General features: G+C 70.6%; 21 protein-coding genes. 4 read left to right on the forward strand and 17 right to left on the reverse strand.

From position 1 onward, the window contains the following. Position 1 precedes the first annotated feature (1 nt). The 14 genes from OO70_RS17890 to OO70_RS17950 all read right to left on the reverse strand — a co-directional run bounded on the left by OO70_RS17890 (position 2) and on the right by OO70_RS17950 (position 14,788). Positions 2-643, reverse strand: coding sequence for a phosphorylase family protein (locus OO70_RS17890; protein ID WP_043671448.1), 642 nt, complete (start codon positions 641-643; stop codon positions 2-4). Next, positions 643-2,658, reverse strand: a complete 2,016-nt coding sequence (shc, locus tag OO70_RS17895; protein WP_043671451.1) for a squalene--hopene cyclase — start codon at positions 2,656-2,658, stop codon at positions 643-645. Before shc ends, OO70_RS17890 begins: the two co-directional genes overlap by 1 nt. 112 nt (positions 2,659-2,770) lie before the next feature. Next, positions 2,771-3,898 carry a polyprenyl synthetase family protein gene (locus tag OO70_RS17900; RefSeq protein WP_078651440.1) on the reverse strand — a complete coding sequence of 376 codons (1,128 nt, stop codon included), beginning with the start codon at positions 3,896-3,898 and terminating at the stop codon, positions 2,771-2,773. Then, the gene (gene hpnE, locus OO70_RS17905) at positions 3,898-5,328 is read right to left on the reverse strand and encodes a hydroxysqualene dehydroxylase HpnE (protein WP_043671457.1); all 1,431 of its coding nucleotides are present in this window, start codon (positions 5,326-5,328) and stop codon (positions 3,898-3,900) included. The genes OO70_RS17900 and hpnE overlap by 1 nt, the downstream gene beginning before the upstream one ends. Further along, positions 5,325-5,447 (reverse strand): DUF6380 family protein, encoded by a 123-nt coding sequence (locus OO70_RS57050; protein ID WP_407702783.1) that lies wholly within the window; start codon positions 5,445-5,447, stop codon positions 5,325-5,327. Before OO70_RS57050 ends, hpnE begins: the two co-directional genes overlap by 4 nt. Beyond that, a complete protein-coding gene (gene hpnD / locus OO70_RS17910) occupies positions 5,447-6,397 on the reverse strand; it encodes a presqualene diphosphate synthase HpnD (RefSeq protein ID WP_043671460.1) in 951 nt (316 codons plus the stop codon). The genes OO70_RS57050 and hpnD overlap by 1 nt, the downstream gene beginning before the upstream one ends. After that, positions 6,394-7,296 carry a squalene synthase HpnC gene (gene hpnC, locus OO70_RS17915; protein WP_043671463.1) on the reverse strand — a complete coding sequence of 301 codons (903 nt, stop codon included), beginning with the start codon at positions 7,294-7,296 and terminating at the stop codon, positions 6,394-6,396. Before hpnC ends, hpnD begins: the two co-directional genes overlap by 4 nt. Before the next feature lie 386 nt (positions 7,297-7,682). Beyond that, positions 7,683-8,489: an ABC transporter ATP-binding protein gene (locus OO70_RS17920; RefSeq protein WP_199827332.1), complete on the reverse strand. Its 807-nt coding sequence runs from the start codon at positions 8,487-8,489 to the stop codon at positions 7,683-7,685. Further along, entirely contained in the window at positions 8,482-9,411 is a 930-nt protein-coding gene (locus OO70_RS17925) for an ABC transporter permease (RefSeq protein ID WP_043671466.1), read from the reverse strand. The genes OO70_RS17920 and OO70_RS17925 overlap by 8 nt, the downstream gene beginning before the upstream one ends. Positions 9,412-9,564: 153 nt before the next feature. Next, positions 9,565-10,410, reverse strand: a complete 846-nt coding sequence (locus OO70_RS17930) for a glycosyltransferase family 2 protein (RefSeq protein WP_051741407.1) — start codon at positions 10,408-10,410, stop codon at positions 9,565-9,567. A gap of 32 nt (positions 10,411-10,442) precedes the next feature. Then, positions 10,443-11,222 carry a CDP-alcohol phosphatidyltransferase family protein gene (locus OO70_RS17935; protein WP_078651441.1) on the reverse strand — a complete coding sequence of 260 codons (780 nt, stop codon included), beginning with the start codon at positions 11,220-11,222 and terminating at the stop codon, positions 10,443-10,445. Beyond that, a complete protein-coding gene (locus OO70_RS17940) occupies positions 11,200-12,261 on the reverse strand; it encodes an iron-containing alcohol dehydrogenase family protein (protein WP_043671476.1) in 1,062 nt (353 codons plus the stop codon). Before OO70_RS17940 ends, OO70_RS17935 begins: the two co-directional genes overlap by 23 nt. Next, positions 12,249-13,001, reverse strand: coding sequence for a phosphocholine cytidylyltransferase family protein (locus OO70_RS17945; protein ID WP_043671479.1), 753 nt, complete (start codon positions 12,999-13,001; stop codon positions 12,249-12,251). Before OO70_RS17945 ends, OO70_RS17940 begins: the two co-directional genes overlap by 13 nt. Continuing rightward, positions 12,998-14,788 carry a DUF5941 domain-containing protein gene (locus OO70_RS17950; protein WP_043671482.1) on the reverse strand — a complete coding sequence of 597 codons (1,791 nt, stop codon included), beginning with the start codon at positions 14,786-14,788 and terminating at the stop codon, positions 12,998-13,000. The genes OO70_RS17945 and OO70_RS17950 overlap by 4 nt, the downstream gene beginning before the upstream one ends. Before the next feature lie 277 nt (positions 14,789-15,065). Between OO70_RS17950 and galE the strand changes: the two genes are divergently transcribed. The 3 genes from galE to idi all read left to right on the forward strand — a co-directional run bounded on the left by galE (position 15,066) and on the right by idi (position 17,935). Next, positions 15,066-16,037 (forward strand): UDP-glucose 4-epimerase GalE, encoded by a 972-nt coding sequence (gene galE, locus OO70_RS17955; protein ID WP_043671485.1) that lies wholly within the window; start codon positions 15,066-15,068, stop codon positions 16,035-16,037. 135 nt (positions 16,038-16,172) lie between these two features. Further along, positions 16,173-17,111 (forward strand): cation diffusion facilitator family transporter, encoded by a 939-nt coding sequence (locus OO70_RS17960; RefSeq protein ID WP_043671488.1) that lies wholly within the window; start codon positions 16,173-16,175, stop codon positions 17,109-17,111. Positions 17,112-17,341: 230 nt separating this feature from the next. Next, positions 17,342-17,935 (forward strand): isopentenyl-diphosphate Delta-isomerase, encoded by a 594-nt coding sequence (gene idi, locus OO70_RS17965; RefSeq protein WP_043671491.1) that lies wholly within the window; start codon positions 17,342-17,344, stop codon positions 17,933-17,935. A 6-nt stretch (positions 17,936-17,941) separates the two neighbouring features. On the opposite strand, the gene OO70_RS17970 is transcribed toward idi, so the two are convergent. Beyond that, on the reverse strand, positions 17,942-18,451 hold the full coding sequence (locus OO70_RS17970) for an ATP-binding protein (RefSeq protein WP_043671494.1): 510 nt from the start codon (positions 18,449-18,451) through the stop codon (positions 17,942-17,944). Positions 18,452-18,655: 204 nt separating this feature from the next. Here OO70_RS17970 and OO70_RS17975 point away from each other — a divergent pair, with 204 nt between their 5' ends. Next, positions 18,656-19,405, forward strand: coding sequence for an enoyl-CoA hydratase/isomerase family protein (locus OO70_RS17975; RefSeq protein ID WP_043671497.1), 750 nt, complete (start codon positions 18,656-18,658; stop codon positions 19,403-19,405). Here OO70_RS17975 and OO70_RS17980 read toward each other — a convergent pair. Then, the gene (locus OO70_RS17980) at positions 19,383-20,027 is read right to left on the reverse strand and encodes a DJ-1/PfpI family protein (protein ID WP_043672708.1); all 645 of its coding nucleotides are present in this window, start codon (positions 20,025-20,027) and stop codon (positions 19,383-19,385) included. The genes OO70_RS17975 and OO70_RS17980 overlap by 23 nt on opposite strands. A 384-nt stretch (positions 20,028-20,411) precedes the next feature. Continuing rightward, positions 20,412-21,383: a GlxA family transcriptional regulator gene (locus OO70_RS17985; RefSeq protein WP_043671499.1), complete on the reverse strand. Its 972-nt coding sequence runs from the start codon at positions 21,381-21,383 to the stop codon at positions 20,412-20,414. Positions 21,384-21,481: the final 98 nt, after the last annotated feature.

Here is a 21,481-nt window from a genome sequence, read left to right on the forward strand (position 1 = left end):
CTCACCTCCGAGGGAGCAGCAAAGAACGGTGCCATTCGAAAAAAGCGGGAAGAACGGATCGAAGAACGCGGAAAGCCGATATTCCACCGCGCACCGTGCCGATCCGGACGAGTTCATGTTCAGGAGCGTCCACGACCACCCGTACGGCCGCAACCGGGCGCGTGCCCGTACGCACGGCGCTCAGCAGCGTGACCGCCGACTCCATGTCGACCGCGATTGCGCCGGTCGCGAGCAGATCCGACCGTTCCTGACCGCGGACGACGTGATCAGAGCCGACCAGGGGGCCGGTGTGGACGGTGCGTCCGGGCAGGGCACGCACGATTTCCTTGACGAGCAGCTCGGTGCCGACACACGGAACGGTTCCGCGCGGGTCCCTGGTCTCCTCGGCGACCACCAGGTCGCCGGGGTGCATGCCGGGGGCGAGCCCGGCGCAGAAGCCCGTGGCCAGTACGGCAGCCTCGGACAGCGCCGGGTCGGCCAGGCGCCTCGTGACGGCCTCCTCGGCCGCCTGGGGCCCCATGCCCGTCCGTAGGACGGTGACCTGCCCGCCGGCGCCCGAGCGGTCGCCGAAGCGCAGGGCGAGGCGCTCGATGCCGAGCGCGCAGGCGATCAGCAGCGGCGGTCCGGCGGGCTGGTTGCTCATCAGCCCCCCTTGGTCTGGGAAACGGCCGGAGAGACGGTCTGGCTGAACGGTTCTCCGTGCACAAAGCGCCCGAGCGCGGTGAGCGGAAAGACCTGTCGGTAGAGGTGGTAGTTGATGGAGAAGTCCCACGGGAAACCCGTGCCGGTGAAGTAGGGCTCGTCCCAGGACCCGTCCTCCCGCTGGGTCGTCGCGAGCCATTCGATGCCGCGTTCCACTGCCTTGGAGTCGCGCTCCCCCGCGGCCAGCAGGGCCATCAGCGCCCAGGCCGTCTGCGAGGCGGTCGAGGCGCCCCGGCCGCTCCATTCCTTGGCGTACTTGTAGGAGCGCAGATCCTCGCCCCAGCCGCCATCGTCGTTCTGGACGGTCTCCAGCCAGGTCACCGCGCGCCGGATCGCCGGGTGCGAGCCGGGGATCCCGGCCGCGGCGAGGGCGGGCACCACGGACCCTGTGCCGTATACGTAGTTGACGCCCCAGCGGCCGAACCACGAGCCGTCCGGCTCCTGTTCGGCGAGCAGCCACTCGATGCCGCGCCGGGTGCGCGGGTCGTGGGCCAGGCCCTCGACGGCGAGCATCTCGACGACATGCGCGGTGACGTCCGCCGACGGCGGGTCGATGACCTCGCCGAAGTCGCAGAACGGCAGCCGGTTGGGGAACGGGCTGGTGTTGTCGACGTCGAAGGCGCCCCAACCGCCGTTCTTGGACTGCATTCCGAGGTTCCAGCGGACCGCGCGTCCGGCGGCCCGGTCCAGCCGCTCCGGGTCGTGATGTCTGACCCGGCGCAGCGCGAGCACGACCTCGGCGGTGTCGTCGATGTCGGGGTAGTTGTCGTTGTGGAACTCGAACGCCCAGCCGCCGGGCGGCAGTTGGGGCCGTTTGACCGCCCAGTCGCCGGGGCGGACGATCTCCTCCCCGAGCATCCAGTCGGCCGCCTTGACCAGTTGGGGGTGGTCGGCGGGCACGCCCGCGTCGGCGAGCGCGATGGTCGCGAGGCAGGTGTCCCACACCGGGGACTGGCAGGCCTCGATCATCCGGGCCCCGTCCTCGCGCCAGACCGCGAACCGGTCAAGGGACGCCAACCCCTCGCGCATCACCGGGTGTTCGAGGTCGTAGCCGAGCAGGTGCAGGGCGATCACCGAGTACACGGCCGGCGGTTGGATACCGCCCCAGCAGCCGTCGTTCTCCTGCCGTTCGATGATCCAGCGCGCTGCCGCGTTCATCGCCGCTTTGCGCAGCTTGCGCGGTGCCACCTTGCGGTAGAGGTGCAGCGCCTTGTCGAGCCGCTGGAAGGCGCCGTCCCAACTCGCCACCTTGGCAAGGGGCTTGACCGGGTTCGGGTTGTTCGCGTCGGTGTGGAGTTCGTCGAGGGGGAAGGGTGCGGGCCGTACCGGCCGCTTCGCGGAGACGACCGTCAGCGGCACGATGGTCTGCCGGGCCCAGCATCCGAAGTCGTAGATGTTGAGCGGTACCCAGGTGGGGAAGTAGAGGAGTTCCGGCGGGAGTTCGGGCAGGTCGTCCCACTTCCACCAGCCGAACAGCGCGAGCCAGATCCGGGTGAAGACGCGGGCCGAGGCGATGCCGCCCCGCTCGCGGACCCAGGCGGACGCCTTCGCCATGTGCGGGGCGTCCGGCGCGTCACCGGCCAGGCGGAGGGCGACGTACGCCTCGATGGTGGTGGAGAGTTCGCCCGGGCCGCCGTAGAAACTGGCCCAGGTGCCGTCCGCGCGCTGCTCGCCGCGGATGAAGAGTGCGGCGGCCTGGGTCGTCGACTCGTCGCGGATGCCCAGGAACTGACGGAGCAGCAGATCCTCGGCGTCCATCGTGACGTTCGTCTCGAGGTCGCCCTTCCACCAGCCCTGGGCGTCCTGCTGCGCGAGGAGGAAGTCGGTGGCGCGTTGGACGGCGAGTGCGGCGGCGTCGTGCATCCCGGCCGCCACGGGGGTGTCGATGTCGGTTTCGCTGGCCGCGGCAACACGGGGCTGCATGGCCCCGGTGCTTCCGTCGGTCGTCGCTGTCATGGCTTCCCCTTCGTGCAGTGGCATGTCTCTGCTGTGGGTCCGCCGTCGGCCGGTACTCGTATCTCCGCAGCACCGGCCGGCGACTACGCGAGGGCTATTCGACCGATAGTGATCATCTCTTTCGTACGACGACGAAGTCGGCGAGCGCCGTGAACTGCGCCCGAACCCGGTCGGGCATGTCGATGGCGTCGAGGACCTCGATGGCGATGGTGTGCTGACGGCGTGCCTCTTCGGCGGTCCACTCGCGGCCGCCGGCCTCCTCGATGAGCGCGGCGCGGGCCGCGAACTCCTCCTCGGAGAAGTTCTCGAAGTCGCTGCTCTTGGCGTCGGCGGCGAGGATCTCGCCGAGCCGCTCGGAGGCGGGTCCGCCCGCCGCGAGCGCCGCCACCACGGGCAGGGACTTCTTGCGCTGGCGCAGATCGCTCCAGGTCTGCTTCCCGGTGGACTCCGGGTCGCCCCAGATGCCGAGGAGGTCGTCGACGGCCTGGAAGGCCAGGCCGAGGTGGTAGCCGTACTTCTCCAGGACGTCGGCGGTGCGGTCGTCCGCGCCGCCGAGCACGGCCCCGATGGAGGAGGCGCAGGCAAGCAGGGCGCCGGTCTTGTTGCCCTCCATCTCCAGGCACTCCTCGACGCTGACGCGGTCGCGGTGCTCGTAGGAGATGTCCTGCGCCTGGCCGTCGATGAGGGCGCGGGTCGCGGTGGTGAGGCGGCGGGTGGCGCGGCCGGCCTCGACGGTGCCGAGCTCCAGCAGGACCTCGTTGGCCAGCGCGAACAGGGCGTCGCCGACGAGGATGGCCTGGGAGGGGCCGTGCACCTTCCAGACGGTGTCGCGGTGCCGGCGCTGTTCGTCGCCGTCCATCAGGTCGTCGTGCAGCAGCGAGAAGTTGTGGACCAGTTCGACGGCGACGGCGCCGGGGATGCCAGTCTCGGGCGTGGCACCGGTGACCTCGGCGGAGAGCACGGCGAGCGCGGGGCGAACGGCCTTGCCGCCGTCGCCGGCCGCCGGGTTGCCCTCGGCGTCGATCCAGCCGAAGTGGTAGGCGGAAACGGTGTCCATGGGGGGAGCCAGGCGGTCCACGGCCGCCCGCAGTACCGGTGTGGCAAGGGTCCGGCCGCGCTCCAGGAGCGCGGACACGTCCACCGCGTCGGCAGCCGTCTCGGCCGGGGGCACAGTGGGCACAGTCTCTCCTCTTGTCGTGCTACCGGGGGTGCGGGGGCCTGCCGCATGCTGATCGAGCATCACGCCGCCTCCTCGAACTCGAAGAGATGGCTGGGGCGGGGCCGGCCCAGGGCAGCGAGTGCGGCGTCCGCCGCGCTCACCCCACTGCGGACCGCACTCTCCATGGTCGCGGGCCACCCTGTGGCGGTCCACGCTCCGGCCAGGTACAGGCCGGGGGCCTTGGTGCGGGCGCCGGGCCGCAGCCGTCCGACGCCGGGGGCGGGAGCGAACGTCGCCGTGCGCTCCCTGGTGACGAAGAAGTCCCTCACCTCGGCGCCGCGCGCACCGGGCAGCAGCCGTTCCAGCTCGGGGAGGTAGCGCTCGCGCAGTTCGGCGACGGTCTCGTCGATCTCGTCGTGCGCGGCGGACTGGGACAGGGCCAGGTACTGGCCGTCCTTCAGCCCGGACGCGTCGGTCCGGTCGAACACCCACTGCACGGGGCTGCCGAGCGCGGCGAAGAAGGGCCGGGTGAGCACCTTGCGGTCGTAGACGACGTGGACGTTGAGGATCGGCGCGGTGTCGATGGCGAGCAGCCGCTCAGGGGCGTCGAGGGCGCCGTCGGGCAGCAGATCGTGGGCCTCGCGCTGGGGTACGGCGAGGACGACGGCGTCGGCATCGAGGGTCTCGCCGGGAACCTGAACGCTCCAACGCCCGTTCTCGTCAGTAGAGATGGAGGTGACGCGTGTACGGACTTCGGTGCGCACGCCCGCGGAGTCGAGCGCCTTGCGGGCCAGCCGGTCGTGCAGTTCACCCAGCGGGACATGGGCCCAGCCGATGTCGGCCGCGCCCGGGTCGGAGAGCAGACCGGTCTTGAACACCATCGCGGCCAGCGCCAGCGAGGAATCGCCGGCCACCGCGTTGAGGGTGGCGACCCCCACCAGGTCCCACAGTGCCTCGACGGCACGCGCCGACTGACCGTGCGCGGTCAGCCAGCTGCCGAAGTTCTGGGCGTCCAGCGCGGGGTCGGCGAGGTCGAGCCCTTTGAGGGCGAGTGCGGCACGGCCGACTTTGGCGCGCTCGGCGAACGAGAGATGCGGGTACGTCGCGAGGCTGCGCCCCAGATGCAGGGGCACGGGCAGCGGGTCGCGCCGCAGTCTGCCGAGCCGGCGCCCCTCGGGGCGGTTCACGTCGAGCACGGGCACGTCGAGACGGTCCTGCAGCGGAGCCAGCGCCGCGCCCTCGATGCGGTCGAGGAACCAGCGGTAGGCGGTGCAGCAGCGCAGATACACATGCTGTCCGTTGTCGACGGTCAGGTCGCCGCGCTGGAAGGAGAAGGCGAGCCCGCCCAGGCGCGGCCGGCCCTCGAGCAGGGTGACGCGGACTCCGGCGTCGGCGAGCGCGAGCGCGGTGGTCACGCCGGCGAGCCCGCCGCCGACCACCACGGCATGCCGACCGGCCCCTCCCGTCGGTTTGTCCGAGGGCGGCCCGTCGGACCGCGTCCCGTCGCTCATCGCGTACTCCCCCCTGCGTACCCGCCGTGGCAGGTCGTTGCAGTCAGGGACGCGACTTCACACCGGAGGGTTGCGTGCCGCATTTCTCCGGTGGCATCACCTTGGCCCACTTTGTCCATCAGGTGCGCCTCCTGAGCGTCCTCCGCGAGACATGCCGGGTGTCCAGGCCGGACAGGCCGCGCACGGCGACGTAGGCCTTCTCTCGGCCGGGGAGCGAGACGCGGCCGCGCAGTACGGCCTCCGGCTCGCGCTCGATGCGGTCGAGGAGACGGCGGTAGATGCCCGCCATGGCGGCGACACAGGCGCCGCTGCGGCGGTCGAGCATGGGGAGCAGCCGGTAGCCCTCGGCGAAAAGGGTGCGGGCCCGTCGCACCTCGAAGTGCACGAGACCCGCGAAGTCGGAGCCCTCCGGCGGGGTCGGTCCGTTGAACCCGGCCGAGCACCCGAATTTCGCGAGGTCGTCGGCGGGCAGATACGTACGGCCGCCCTCGGCGTCCTCGCGGACGTCTCTCAGGATGTTGGTGAGCTGGAGCGCGAGCCCCAGGGTGTCGGCGTACTCCGAGGCGCGCTCGACTCCGCGCGCCCCCGCCTCCGTGCCGAACACGCCGAGCGAGAGCCTCCCGATCGCGCCCGCGACACACCGGCAGTAGACCTTCAGGTCGTCCCACGTCTCGTAGGTCTCGCCCTGTACGTCCATCAGGACGCCGTCGATCAGCTCGTCCAGGCCGCCCAGCGGGATCGGGAAGGCCTCGGCCGCGTGGGCGAGGGCGACCGCGACGGGGTCGGTGTCGTCCTCCTCGACCTTGCCTTCGCGAACCCGGGTGAGCAGCGCCCGGGTGTCCTCCAGGCGCGCCGCCTTCACGTCGGTCGCCAGCGTGCCGTCGCCGATGTCGTCGACACGCCGTGAGAACGCGTACAGCGCCGACATCGCGCGCCGCTTCGGCGTCGGCAGCAGTCTGATGCCGTACGCGAAGTTGCGTGCCTGCTGTCCGGTGACGGCCTCGCAGTAGCTGTAGGCGGCGAGTACCGGCGCGGACATGTGCGGTGCAGACTCCACGGTCCGGATCACCCCTCTCCTCGCAGAGTCACGCCCACCTCGCGCAGCAACTGGAACCTGCCGGGTTTGGGTGGGCCGGGAAGTACGTCGTATTCGGCGGCGACGATCGCGTGGATCGCCGCCCTTCCCCCCGCCACGAACCCCGCGAGCAGCAGCTTCAACCTGCCGTGGACGCTACCCACCAGGGGGGCGCCTTCATTCAGGAGATCCCGGGCGCGTTCTGCTTCGTATGCAACCAGTGCGCGCACCGATGCGCCCGCGGAGGGCGTGGCGAGATCCGCTTCCTGGACGTGAAAGCGCTTCATGTCCTGGGCGGGCAGGTAGATGCGGTCGCGGCCGAGGTCCTCGGCCACGTCCTGCAGGTGTTCGACGATCTGCAGTGCGGTGCAGATCGCGTCGGAGAGCCGGACCCGCTCGGGGGTCTCGGTGCCGGTGACGCCGAGGACGAGGCGGCCGACCGGGTTCGCGGACAGTTCGCAATAGGCGAGGAGATCGTCGTAGGTCTCGTAGCGGGTGACGAGCTGGTCCTGGCGGTTCGCGGCGATCAGGCCGAGGAAGGGCTCGGGGGTCAGCGCGCGGCGGCGGACGGTCGGCTGGAGGCGGCGCAGCAGGGGGTGGCCCGGGGTGCCGTCGAAGACGCGGTGCAGGTCGGCCTCGAAGGCGTCCAGGAGGACCAGGCGGTCCTCGGCCTCCGCGGGCGACACACCGAGGAGCCTGGCGTCGGCGCCGCCGGGGGCCAGGTCGCCGTCGCCGATGTCGTCGACGAGGCGGGCGAATCCGTACACCGCCATGAGGTCGGTGCGCCAGGCCTTGGGCAGGAAGAAAGGCGCCACGGGGAAGTTCTCACCCGCGGCCTTGTCGAGTGTGCCGCGCTCCGGATCACCGGGGCCGGCGGTGCCGCTTCCCGTCACCGCTCACTGCCAGGGGCGGGGACGGCGCGTGCTTCGGTGAGCTGGGGAGTTTCCGTAGCCATTGCCGTCACATCTCCCGTTCTACACTGCCGACCCAATACACACTATTTCGGACACGCCGCCCAGTCGTCCGCACAGATACCCGCAGAAGGGTGTCGCGCATTATCGCCCCACTTGCCGCTATTCGGCACCGGTACAGCTTACGTTGTACAACGCAGCGAGCTTCCTCGGGGTGTCCTGCACATCACAACAACACACCGATTGGCGTCAAGATTCCTTGGGCGGGGCCGAGTTGACGTTTCCTTTGCAGACGCGGAGCCCCGCCGGAACAGTTCCGGCGGGGCCCTGGGAAGCGTTCTGGGCTTTTGTGACCGTATGCGGGTGGACTACTTGCCCGTGAACTTCTCGTACTCCTTGAGGACCTCGTCGGTCGGCCCGTCCATCCTCAGCTCGCCGCGTTCCAGCCACAGCACCCGGTCGCAGGTGTCGCGGATCGACTTGTTGTTGTGACTGACCAGAAACACCGTGCCCGCGGACTTGCGCAGCTCGCGGATGCGCTCCTCGGAGCGGACCTGGAACTTGCGGTCGCCGGTGGCCAGCGCCTCGTCGATCATCAGGACGTCGTGGTCCTTGGCGGCGGCGATGGAGAAGCGCAGCCGGGCCGCCATGCCGGAGGAGTAGGTGCGCATCGGGAGGGTGATGAAGTCGCCCTTCTCGTTGATCCCGGAGAAGTCGACGATCTCCTGGTAGCGCTCCCTGACCTGCTCGCGGGTCATCCCCATGGCGAGCCCGCCCAGGATGACGTTCCGCTCGCCGGTGAGGTCGTTCATCAGGGCCGCGTTCACGCCGAGCAGCGAGGGCTGGCCGTTGGTGTAGACGCGGCCCTTCTCGGCGGGGAGCAGGCCGGCGATGGCGCGCAGCAGGGTCGACTTGCCGGAGCCGTTCGAGCCGATCAGGCCGACGGCCTCGCCCCGGTAGGCGACGAAGGAGACGCCCCTTACGGCGTGCACCTTGCGCACACCGCGCTCCTCGCCGCGCTTGACTATGCGGCTGAGGGCGGAGGTGGCGCTGCCCTTGCCGGTCTTGGCGCCGTGGACGCGGTAGACGATGTGCAGCTCGTCCGCGATGACGGTGGGGATCAGGTCCCCCGGGTTCGGGTCCACGGGGTTCTGCTCAAGGTTCTGCTCAGCCACGGCCGTACCTCTCCTCCGCCTGCCAGAAGTACACGAAGCCGCCGACGAACAGGACCACGGCCCAGAAGGCGGCGATGGCCCAGACGTGCGGTGGCAGGTTCGAGGCGCCGTAGCCGTCGATGAGCGCGAAGCGCATCAGGTCCATGTAGATGGCGGCCGGGTTCACCTGGAGCAGGCGGACGAACACCTCGGAGCGGCCCTCCATCATCGTGCTGATGGAGAACATGACGCCCGACGTGTACATCCAGGTGCGCAGGATGAACGGCATCAGCTGGGCGAGGTCCGGGGTCTTGGCGCCCATCCGCGCCACGATCAGCGCGAGCCCGGTGTTGAAGAGGAACTGCAGCAGCAGGACCGGGACGATCAGCAGCCAGGACAGACTCGGGTAGCTGCCGAAGCCGACGACGATGATGAACAGCACGGTCATCGAGAACAGCAGCTGCTGAAGTTGCTGCAGCGCGAACGAGATCGGCAGCGAGGCCCGCGGGAAGTGCAGCGCGCGCACCAGGCCGAGGTTGCCGGAGATCGCCCGCACGCCCGCCATGATCGAGCTCTGCGTGAAGGTGAACACGAACACGCCCGTGACCAGGAACGGGATGTACACGTCCCGGGACATGCCCCGGCTCGCCTTCAGGATGACGCCGAAGATGAAGAAGTACACGGCCGCGTTCAGCAGCGGTGTGGCCACCTGCCAGAGCTGGCCGAGCTTCGCCTGGCTGTACTGGGCCGTCAGTTTCGCCTGGGAGAAGGCGAGGATGAAGTGCCGGCGTCCCCACAACTGGCGGATGTACTCGGCGAGTCCGGGGCGGGCACCGCTGACCGTCAGCCCGTACTTGGCGGACAGTTGCGCCGCCGTGAGGCCTTCGTCGGGCGACGGACGCGGGCTCACCGCGACTCCGCCGTCATGCGTTGTCTCACTCAAGGGTGGAAGCCTTCATTTTCGGATTCGTCTTACGACTGTCTTGCGTTCGTCTTACGGAATTGTGCTATAGGACGCGACATGTATCCGCCGTCGGTCAGGTTTCCCGGGGTGGGCCGCGCGCCGTGCGCGCGCGGCCAGGCATCTTCGAGCTTGTCAGATCACCGGTGGACGGCCCAGTCGAGTCAGGCGCCACACCGTACGCCACTTGATGGGCCTGCGCGGTCCGCAGGGAGTGGTCCAGCCCTCCTTGAACCCGCCGAACCAGGCCTGCAGGGCCGGGCGCGAGGGGCGGCGCAGGAGGGTGAGCAGCAGCCACACCCCGAGGTAAACGGGGACGAGGGGGGCGGGGAGGTTGCGGCGGGCCAGCCAGACCCGGTTGCGGGCGACCATCCGGTGGTAGACCGCGTGCCGCGAGGGGGCGGTCGTCGGGTGGTACAGCACCATGTCGGACCGGTAGTCGATCATCCAGCCCGCGTCGAGGGCCCGCCAGGCCAGGTCGGTCTCCTCATGGGCGTAGAAGAACTCGTCCGGGAGTCCGCCGACCTCGGCGAAGACCTTCGTGCGGACGGCGTTGGCGCCGCCGAGGAAGGTGGTGACCCGGGAGGACCGCATCGGGTCGGAGGCGCGCAGCCTGGGGACGTGGCGGCGCTGAGTGACGCCCGTGTCCGGGTCGGCGATGCGGAAGCTGATGATGCCGAGCCGGGGGTCGGCGGCGAAGGCCTGCCGGCACAGCTCGGCGGTGTCGTGCTGGGCGAGGAGTCCGTCGTCGTCGAGGAACATCACTATGTCGACATCGCGACCGGCGGGCCCGAAGGCGTCCAGGCCGACGTTGCGGCCGCCGGGGATGCCGAGGTTCTCGGGGAGTTCCACGGTCCGGACGCCCTCGGGGACGTCCGGGACGGGCGAGCCGTTGCCGACGACGACCGCCTCGACCCGGTCGCCGTCCTGCTTGGCGACCGAGTCGAGCAGGGCCCGCAGTTCGTCGGGGCGGTTGCCCATGGTGATGATCACCGCCCCGACCTTCAGGCCGCTCACTTCAGCCTGCTCGACGCGAGGATCGACACCAGGTGCAGCAGGGTCTGCAGCAGCGCGATGCCGGCCAGTACGGCGACGCCGAGTCGGGAGAAGTACAGGTCGCCGCGGACCTGGTCCACGATCGCGAGGACCAGGATCAGCAGGGTCGCCTCGATGCCGAGGATCAGCCGGTGGAACTTGAAGGCGGCGGCGGCCCGGCGGGCCAGCGCCATCCCGGAGGACCGCATCTCGGCCGCGGCCTCCTGGACCGGTGCCTTGCCGGTCTGGTGCCGGGCGACCCCGACCAGGTCGGTCTCGGCCTTGATCAGGATCGCGCCGAGCGCGGCCAGCGTCCCGAGGAAGGCCCACAGCCAGTCGATACGGCCGCTGCCGAACAGGTCGGCGGCGCGCAGCCCGAAGCCGACCAGCACGGCGGCGTCGGTCAGATAAGCACCGACCCGGTCGAGGTAGACCCCTGCAAGGGAGTACTGCTTGCGCCAGCGGGCGATCTCGCCGTCGACGCAGTCCAGCAGCAGATACATCTGGACGCACACCACGCCGAGCACGGCGCCCGTGATCCCCGGCACCAGCAGCGCCGGCGCGGCGAGCACGCCGAAGACGGTCATCAGGTACGTGAGCTGGTTGGGCGAGACCCTGGTGTTCACCAGGTAGCGGTCCACCCGCAGGGACACCTCACGCATGTAGAGGCGCCCCATCCAGTGCTCACCGCTGCGCCGGTCCTTCACCCCAGCGGGGTGGACGACGGGACGGAGTTCAGCTACCGATGGCCTTGACATAGTCGGCGTAGATGTCCTTGATCTGGTCGGTTTTCAGGTCGAGGTGTTCGAGGATCGTGTAGCGGCCGGGGCGGGTCTCCGGAGCGAACTCCACCGCGCGGACGAACTCGTCCACGGTGAAGCCGATCTCCTCCGGCAGCACCGGCAGTCCGTGCCGGCGCAGTACCTCGGCCATGTACGCCGATTCCTCGTGGGCTCCGCGCAGGTACATCGCGAAGGCCGCGCCCAGTCCGCACTGCTCGCCGTGGGCGGCGGCGCGTTTCGGGAAGAGCAGGTCGAAGGCGTGGTTGATCTCGTGGCAGGCGCCGGAGGCCGGACGGGAGTCCCCGGAGATCGACATGGCGACACCGGTGAGCACCAGCGCCTCGGCGAGCACCTGGAGGAAGGCGTTGTCGCCGACTCCGCCCGGGTGCCGCAGTACGGCCTCGCCCGCCTGCCGGGCCATGGCCGCGGCAAGACCGTCGATCTTCTCGCCGTTGACGCGGTTGGCGAGCTCCCAGTCCGCGATGGCGGAGATGTTGGAGATCGCGTCCCCGATGCCCGCCCGCACGAAGCGGACCGGTGCCTCACGGATGACGTCGAGGTCGATGACGACCGCGATCGGGTTCGGCACGCCGTAGGAGCCGCGGCCCGCGTCGTTGTCGAGGGTGGCGACCGGCGAGCACAGACCGTCGTGCGCGAGGTTCGTCGGTACGGCGACCAGGGGCAGGCCGATGCGTGCGGCGGCGAACTTGGCGCAGTCGATGATCTTGCCGCCGCCGAGGCCCACGACCGCGTCGTAGTGACCGGCCTTCATCTCGCCGGCCAGCTCGATCGCGTCGTCGAGGGTGCCGCCGCCGACCTCGTACCAGGTGGCGCCGGGCAGGCTGGGTTCGAGGCGGGCGCGCAGCCGGGTACCGGAGCCGCCGCTGACCGCGACGGCGAGCCGGCCGGAGTGCGAGATGCGCTGGTCGGCGAGGACGCAGGCCAGGTCGTCGAGGGCACCCGGGCGGATGTCCACGACGACGGGCGAGGGAATCAGCCGGGTCAGTACAGGCACGCGATCTCCCGCCCCTTGGCCAGATCGTCGTGGTTGTCGATCTCGACCCACTTGACGTCGCCGATCGGGGCGACATCGATCCGGAAGCCGCGGTTCACGAGTTCCTGGTAGCCGTGCTCGTAGAACTGCTGCGGGTCGGTCTCCCACACCGTCTTGAGCGCATCGGCCAGTTCGGGGGTGGCGTCGCCCTCGATGAGGGTGACGCCGATGTACTCGCCGGTGGCCTCGGCGGGGTCCATCAGCTTGGTGATCTTCGTCATGCCCTTGGCGGGGTCGACGACGACCTTCATCTCCTCGTCCGCAAGGGACTTGACGGTGTCCAGCGCGAGGATGATCTTCTTGCCGTCGCCGCGGGCGGCGAGCAGGGTCTTCTCGACGGAGACCGGGTGGACGGTGTCGCCGTTGGCGAGGATCGCGCCGTCCTTGAGGGCGTCACGTCCGCACCACAGGGAGTAGGCGTTGTTCCACTCCTCGGCCTTGTCGTTGTCGATGAGGGTGAGCTTGAGGCCGTACTTCTGCTCCAGGGCCGCCTTGCGCTCGTACACGGCTTCCTTGCGGTAACCGACGATGATCGCGACCTCGGTCAGACCGATCTCGGCGAAGTTGCCGAGGGTCAGGTCCAGGACCGTGGGTTCGCCCTCTATGCCCGCGGGCCCCACCGGCACCAGAGCCTTGGGAAGGCTGTCGGTGTAGGGGCGCAGACGCCGTCCGGCGCCGGCCGCCAGCACGAGGCCGATCATGCGGGTTCTCCTTCATCGTGTACGGCGGGCGCCCCTGCGGACACCCAGAAGCGGATGCTCTCGAAGAGCACCAGCAGGGCCACGGCCACGGCGAGGACCGTGAGCGCGACCGTGAACTGCGACGCGGTGAGCACGGCGGCGAGAACGGTGACGAGCAGCGTCCGCCCCTCGTGCCCCCCTATGGCGCGCACCAGCCAGGCCGGGGACGCCCCGGCGTTGCCGCGGATGCGGTACACCGTGTCGTAGTGATGGTAGGCGACCGCGGCCACCAGGCCGAAAGCCGCGGGAAGTGCTCCGTTCACCTCCGCTTTGGCCGCGAGGATGAGGACGGTGCAGTATTCGGCCGCCCGGAAGAGCGGGGGGATCAGCCAGTCGAGGGCGCCCTTGAGGGGGCGGGAGACGGCCTCGGCGGACACCATGGCGTAGACACCGGCGGCCAGGACGACCGACCGGCCCGGTCCGTCGAACCAGGCCGCGAGCAGGAGTACGGCGGTCCCGGCGACGGCCCAGAGGAGCGCCGGAACGCGAGACCTGCCGGGCAGGACGCGCGCGAGCAGTTCGGCCAACGGCCCGCTGTCCGCCAGGTCCGCCAGCGCCCCGGCCGCCCGGTCCGTCCGCGTCGCCTTGCGGGTCAGCGAGCGCAGCACCCGGCCCGCCGCCGTGTACGTCGCCGCGAAAGCACAGCCGACGAGGAGGACGTAGAAGGTGATCCGGGGTGTGGTCACTGCCGTGAGGACGGCGATCATCGCCCATCGTTCGCCGATGGGCAGGACTATCATCCGGCGCACCCAGACCGTCCAGCCGACGCTGTCGAGCTTGTCGGAGAGGGCGGCGGTGGGGCTGGTGTTGGCGGTGGCGTCGTGGTTGGCCTCGTTGAAGGAGAAGTCCACAACGTGCCGGCAGGTCTGCAGGATCATCGCGCCGAGGGCCAGGGCCCATACGTCGTCGCCGCCCCGGGCCGCTCCCAGCGCGAGGCCCGCGTAGTAGGCGTACTCCTTGGCGCGGTCGAAGGTGGCGTCGAGCCAGGCGCCGAGCGTGGAGTACTGCAGGGAGTAGCGGGCGAGCTGGCCGTCGGTGCAGTCCAGGACGAAGGACGCGATCAGCAGGACGCCTGCCGCGACGTACCCGGCGCGGGTGCCGGTGGCCGCGCAGCCCGCCGCGATCAGGGCGGTGAGCAGCGAGGCGGTGGTGACCTGGTTCGGGGTGAGGCCGCGGCGGGCGCACCAGCGGGCGAGGTAGCGGGAGTACGGGCTGATGAAGTGGGTGGTGAAGAAGCCGTCGCGGGACTTCACGGCCGACTTCAGGCGTACGGCCTCGTCGTCGACGGCGGCGACCGCCTGCCGTGCCTCATTGCGGGCCTGCGGGTCGGCGGGGACGGTGGCGACGAGGCTGCCCAGCTCGGGGCGGTGCACGTCGCAGCCGTCGGTGTCGAGGGCGGTGACGATGCGGTCGGCGAGGTTGTCGAGGAGGGTCGTGCCGGCGCTCGCCGAGTTCTCGCGGGCGACCGCGCGGGTCAGTGCCTGGCGGCCGGCGGGCTGGGCGGTGACGGCGCCCGGTACCGCGGCGAGTGGGAAGCGGGGGTCGGTGAGGCCGAGGCGCAGCGCGTGCAGGTGGCCCACGAAGCGGGCGTCCACGACGGCGACCCGCTGGTCACCGGGGACCGCCGCCAGGAGCGTCTCCGCCTCGGTGGTGTCGGCGGCGGTCCGGACGTCGAAGCCGAGCGACCGCAGATCGCCCTCGATCGACGATCCGGGGACCGGCGAGCCGGTGAGGATGGCGGTCGACAACCGAACTCACTCCCTGGGTACCGACGCTCGGGCGCCGGTCATGTGCATGGTGGTGGCGCCCCTTGGGTGGCACCCGGGCGGCATGTCGGCAGAGGCTATCGGATGCTCTCAAGCCCGTGTTCACCGGCCGTTCATGGCCTGATCAACAGGGTCTGCCAGCGCCTCCGCCGAGATCATCATCAGGGATTCGGGCCCCGGCCGACAAACCGCACCCGCCAGACCGGGCATCGCGGGACATTGCGGAGGCCCACTTCGTATCGGCATAGGGTCAATGCCCATGACATGGCTGATCACCGGCGGAGCCGGATACATCGGGGCCCATGTGGCACGGGCGATGGCGGACGCCGGGGAACGCGTCGTCGCCCTCGACGACCTCTCCGCAGGCAACCCCGCGCGCCTCCCGGCGGACGTCCCGCTCGTCAACGGCTCCTCCCTCGACGGCGACCTGTTGAAGCGGGTGTTCGCCGAGCACGAGGTGACGGGGGTCGTGCATCTCGCGGCGCGCAAGCAGGTCGCCGAGTCCGTGGCGCAGCCGACGCGCTACTACCGCGAGAACGTGGGCGGCCTGGCGACCCTCCTGGACGCGGTCGCGGGCGCCGGCATCGAGCGGTTCGTGTTCTCGTCCTCGGCGGCGGTCTACGGCGACCCGGGCGTCGACCTGATCACGGAGGACACCCCGTGCGCGCCGGTGAACCCGTACGGCGAGACCAAGCTCACCGGTGAGTGGCTGGTCCGGGCGGCGGGCGGGGCGCACGGCATCGCGACGGTGTGCCTGCGCTACTTCAACGTGGCGGGCGCCGCCGCGCCGGAACTGGCCGACACGGGCGTCTTCAACATCGTCCCCATGGTCTTCGACCGGCTCACCCGCGACGAGGCCCCGAGGATCTTCGGCGACGACTATCCGACCCCGGACGGCACCTGTATCCGCGACTACATCCATGTCGCCGACCTCGCGGAGGCCCATCTGGCGGCGGCCCGGCGACTGTCCGACGGCGGCGCGAGCGGCGACCTGACGGTCAACATCGGCCGCGGGGAAGGGGTTTCGGTGCGCGAGCTGGTCACGGTGATCGGCGAGGTCACCGGTGACCGGCGGCCGGCCGTCGTCGAGGGGCGGCGTCCCGGTGACGCGCCGCGCGCGGTCGCCTCCGCCGAGCGGGCCGCCGTAGAACTGGGGTGGACGGCTCGGCGCGGGGTGCGGGAGATGGTCGACTCGGCGTGGCAGGGCTGGCGGCTGCACCACGCCCTGTGAACTTAGGCTGCCCTGACCTGCGATTTGTTTGCGCAGGTCAGGGCACATGACAACGGTGTTCAGTGCCGCGTTGCCCGATACCCCCCACCCGTAGTTCACTGGGGTCCCGGGCAGTAATCAGGAGGGCGGCATTCCATGGGGGCAGGGCACGACCACGGGCACTCGCACGGTGCTCCCGTCACCGGTACGGCGGCGGCCGCGTACCGGGGCAGGCTGCGCGTCGCGCTGGGGATCACGATCACCGTGATGGTGGTCGAGGTCGTCGGCGGGCTGCTCGCGGACTCCCTCGCGCTCATCGCGGACGCGGCCCACATGGCGACGGACGCGCTGGGCCTCGGCATGGCGCTGCTCGCGATCAGCTTCGCGAACCGCCCGGCGACCGGCAACCGCACCTTCGGCTACGCCCGCGCGGAGATCCTCGCCGCGCTCGCCAACTGTCTGCTGCTGCTCGGCGTCGGCGGATACGTCCTCTACGAGGCGGTCCAGCGGTTCGTCACGCCCGCCGACACCGAGGGCGGGCTGACCATCGTGTTCGGCCTGATCGGCCTGGTCGCGAACATGATCTCCCTCACGCTGCTGGTGCGCGGGCAGAAGGACAGCCTGAACGTGCGCGGCGCGTTCCTGGAGGTGGCCGCCGACGCGCTGGGCTCCCTCGCGGTGATCATCGCCGCCGTGGTGATCCTGACCACGGGCTGGCAGGCGGCCGACCCGATCGCCTCGCTCGCCATCGCCCTGATGATCGTGCCGCGCACGCTGAAGCTGCTGCGCGAGACCCTGGACGTGCTGCTGGAGTCGGCCCCCAAGGATGTCGACATGCAGGACGTGCGGGCCCACATCCTGGCCCTGGACGGGGTCGAGGACGTCCACGATCTGCACGCCTGGACGATCACCTCGGGGATGCCGGTGCTCTCCGCGCACGTGGTCGTCAGCTCGGAGGTGCTCAACGCCATCGGCAACGAGAAGATGCTCCACGAACTCCAGGGCTGCCTGGGCGACCACTTCGACGTGGAGCACTGCACCTTCCAGCTGGAGCCCGGCGGGCACGCGGAGCACGAGGCGAAGCTGTGCCACTGAGGTGGCCGTGAAGTCCCCGTCGAGGTCTCGGCGCTGACGGAAATCGACAGAGTTCGGCAGAAAACGATCGGCTGCGACGGAACGCAGCCGTCCGGGCGCGCGTCCGCGTCCTCACTCCCACAGTCCCGCCCCCGGACGGTTCCGCCGTCGCCGCGCCGGGCACGATGAACTGCCGGGAGTGCCGGATTCGTACGGCAGACTTGGCTCGAAGACCGAAGTGAAGGATGGGTATGCCGATCACACCTGCCACCGCGACGCACAACTCGTCGAACGGCACCGCTGAAGCGATCTTGCTCGAACTGGTCGACGAGAACGGCGTGACGATCGGTACCGCGGAGAAGCTCGCCGCCCATCAGCCGCCGGGGCAGTTGCACCGCGCGTTCTCCGTCTTCCTCTTCGACGAGCAGGGCCGGCTGCTGCTCCAGCAGCGGGCGCTCGGCAAGTACCACTCCCCCGGCGTGTGGTCCAACACGTGCTGCGGCCACCCCTACCCCGGCGAGGCGCCCTTCGCGGCGGCGGCCCGGCGGACGTACGAGGAGCTGGGGGTGTCCCCGTCGCTGCTCGCCGAGGCGGGCACCGTGCGCTACAACCACCCGGACCCGGACTCCGGTCTGGTGGAGCAGGAGTACAACCACCTCTTCGTCGGCATGGTGCAGTCCCCGCTGCGGCCGGACCCGGAGGAGGTGGGCACGACCGCGTTCGTGACCCCCGCCGAGCTGGCGGAGCGCCACGCGAAGGACACCTTCTCGTCCTGGTTCATGACAGTGCTGGACGCGGCCCGTCCGGCGGTCAGGGAACTGACGGGCCCGTCCGCGGGCTGGTAACCGGGTCTACGACACCTGCGCGGGCCGGAGCGGCAGGGCGGCCCAGATCACCTTCCCGCCGCTCGCCGTGTGCTCGACGTCGCACACACCGCCCGCCTCCCGGGTCACCTCGCGCACCAGGAGCAGTCCCCGGCCGCCGGTCTCGTCGTGGTCGGCCACCAGGGCGGTCGGGCGGTAGGGGTGGTTGTCCTCGACGGACACCCGCACCCACTCGGCACCGACGGCGATCTCCACGGCGAGGACCGGCGACAGCAGCGCCGCGTGCTTGACCGCGTTGGTCACCAGTTCGGAGACGATCAGCAACAGCCCCTGGAGCAGGTCGTCCGCGAGGGGTACGCCCTGGCGGAAGAGCAGGTCCCGTACGGCGTGTCGCGCCTGCGGGACCGAGACGTCGACGGCGGACGCGGTGAACCGCCAGACTCCTTCGTACGGCAGCGGATCCGGCGGGGCGGGGTCCAGGGGATCGTCCCTGCCGCCTTCTGGGCGTGGGCCTGACCCTCGCCCGTGGTTCTCCATCGTCCGGTCGCCACCCTTGCGCTCGATTGTCACCACCCCACGAGTGTTGGCACCGACCCGCGCCACCCCGGATGACTGAACAGAAGTCAGCAGTTATCGGACGCTTTCCGATCGTTGCTGCACGACCGGATCGAGTGTGAGATCGCCTCTGTTCCCCATGTGCCGACTTAGCGAACTCTTCGGCTTGTCCGTAGCATCCGGCGCATGGAGCCCCGCCTGCTGCACGGCGTCACCGACTCGGTCGCCACCGTCACCGTCCACCACCCCGGCAAGCGCAACGCGATGACCGCCGAGATGTGGCGCTCATTGCCTCCGCTGCTCGACACCCTGGCCGCCGATCCGGCCGTACGGGCGCTCGTGCTGACCGGTGAGGGCGGGACGTTCTGCGCTGGGGCCGACATCTCGACGTTGCGGGAGTCGCCGGGCGAGGCACAGGGGCTCGCGGTGCTCGCGGAGGAGGCCCTGGCCGCGTTCCCGAAGCCGACGTTGGCCGCGATCCGGGGCCATTGCGTGGGCGGCGGGGCGCAGTTGGCGGCGGCCTGCGATCTGCGGTTCGCCGAGGAGGGCGCGCTGTTCGGGGTGACTCCGGCGAAACTGGGGATCGTGTATCCGGCGTCCGCCACCGGGCGGTTGGTGTCGCTGGTGGGTCCGGGGGCCGCCAAGCACCTGCTGTTCTCCGGCGAGTTGATCGACGCGGAGCGGGCGCTGCGTACCGGTCTCGTCGACGAGCTGCTGCCCGAGGGTGAACTCGCCAAGCGGGTCGCGGAGTTCACCCGAGTGCTGGTGTCCCGCTCGCAGTTGACGCAGGCGGCGGCGAAGGAGTTCGCCAACGGGCTTACGGACAGGGACGGTTACTGGGCCGATCAGGCGCGCGGCAGCGGCGACACCGCGGAGGGCGTCGCCGCGTTCCTGGAGCGCCGCGAGCCGCGCTTCACGTGGACTGCGTCAGGATGAAGCGGCTGTTCGTACGGAACTTCTCGACGAGGTGCGCGGGGGCCTTCTCCGGGGCCCCCGCGTCGTAGGGCGGTTGCGGGTCGTACTCGATCGCGAGCTGTACGGCCTGAGCGTGTGCGTCGCCGGCGATGCGGCCGAGCAGGGTGAGGCCCATGTCGATGCCGGAGGAGACGCCGGCCGCGGTGACGTACTTGCCGTCGGTCACCACCCGCTCCCCCGTGGGCTCGACACCGAACCGCTTCAGGTCGTCCAGGGCGAGCCAGTGCGAGGTCGCGCGGCGGCCCCGGAGGAGTCCTGCGGCGGCCAGCAACAGGGAGCCTGTGCACACCGAGGTCGTCCAGGTGCTCGTGCCGTCGGCGGTGCGCAGCCAGTCCAGGAGGGGCGCGTTGCCCATCTGCGCGGTCTGACCTGGGCCGCCCGGGACGACCAGGATGTCGGGGCTCGGTACATCCGCCAGGGTCCGGTCGGCGACGATCGCCAGGTTTCCGGTTTCGTTGCGGACGGGGCCGGTTCGCTCCGCGACGAAGACGGTGTCCGCGTCCGGGAGGCGGGCGAGGGTTTCGTAGGGGCCCACGGCGTCCAGGGCGGTGAAGCGGTCGAAGAGGACGATGGCGATCTGCATGGGGACCATCCGGTGCTCGTTGTTGGGTGTTCGGTGGGGTGGGTGTTGTGGGGGCGTCGGAAGGCTTTCAATGCCCGATGGGCAAGTGCGGTGGAGCGCCGGGGGCTTTCCGCCGGAGTCGGCTCTGGGCGCCTGTGAGGACACGCTGAATGACGGAGCAGCGGTGAGGTTCAGGTGGTTCGTTCACTGCGGGTCGGTGGGGGCTGGTCGCGCAGTTCCCCGCGCCCCTGAGGTGTGGACGCTGGGCCGCGTCCGTTGGGCAGGGGGTGGCGGGACGCCCCCGGGGAGCTCTCGGCGTTCAGCGACTGGGAGTTGTGGGAGCACCGGAAGACTCTCCGGGCCGGACGGGCTGGGGCGGTGGAACGCCGGCGATGCCCTCGGTCTTCAGCGGGCGGGTGTTGCCCGGGCGCTCTGGGCCGGATGGAAGCGGCGGCGGTATTCGGTCGGGGCCGTGCCGAGTGTCTTGAGGAAGGCTCGGCGCATCGCCTCGGGAGTGCCGTAGCCGCTGGTGCGGGAGATCTGCTCGATGCCGTCGGCGGTTTCCTCCAGGAGGCGCCGGGCGTGTTCGAGGCGGACGCGGTCGACGTAGCGGCCGGGGGTCATGCCGGTCTCGGCCTGGAAGGCGCGGGCGAAGTGGCGGGGCGAAAGGCGGGCGCGGGCGGCCAGGGACTCGATGCCGAGATCGTCGTCAGGGTGTTCAGTAATCCACTGCTGGACCTCGCGGAGGGGTTCGCGGCGGGCCGTCTGGGCGGCGAGCTGGGCGCTGAACTGGGCCTGGTTCCCTGGCCGGCGCAGGAAGACGACCAGGTGGCGGGCGATGGTCAGCGCCGTGTCCCGGCCCAGGTCCTCCTCGACCAGGGCGAGGGCGAGATCGATGCCCGAGGTGACACCGGCCGAGGTGGAGACGTGTCCGTCACGGATGTAGATCGGGTCGGGGTCGACGGTCACGGCGGGGTGGTCCCGGGCGAGTTTGGCGCCGTACGCCCAGTGGGTGGTGGCCCGGCGCCCGTCCAGGAGGCCCGCCTCGGCGAGCAGGATCGCCCCGGTGCACACGGACACCAGGCGCTCGGCGCTCGGCCCGTGCGCGCGCAGCCAGTCGGTCAGGCGCGGGGCCGGGCCGCGCGTGCCCTGGCCGCCGGGGACGAGGAGCGTGTGCGGGGCGGGTGCGTCGGCGAGGGACGAGTCCGGTACGAGGATCAGGCCGCTGGAGGTGCGCACCGGGCCGCCGTCCAAGGAGGCCGTACGGATGCGGTAGGTCCCGGGGACCTGCGTCTCGGCGCCCGCGAAGACCTCCGCGGGGCCGGTGACGTCGAGGCTCTGCACGTCGTCGAAGAGGACCACCAGGACGGTTCGCATACCGTTGATTCTTCGCGCTTCCGGTGTTGGCCGCAATGACGGGTACCCCACCTTTCCTGCCATCCCGTGCCCGCCACTGGAGACCGTACCAACCAGTC

The organism is Streptomyces xylophagus (assembly GCF_000716435.1).
Taxonomy (GTDB): Bacteria; Actinomycetota; Actinomycetes; order Streptomycetales; family Streptomycetaceae; genus Streptomyces; species Streptomyces xylophagus.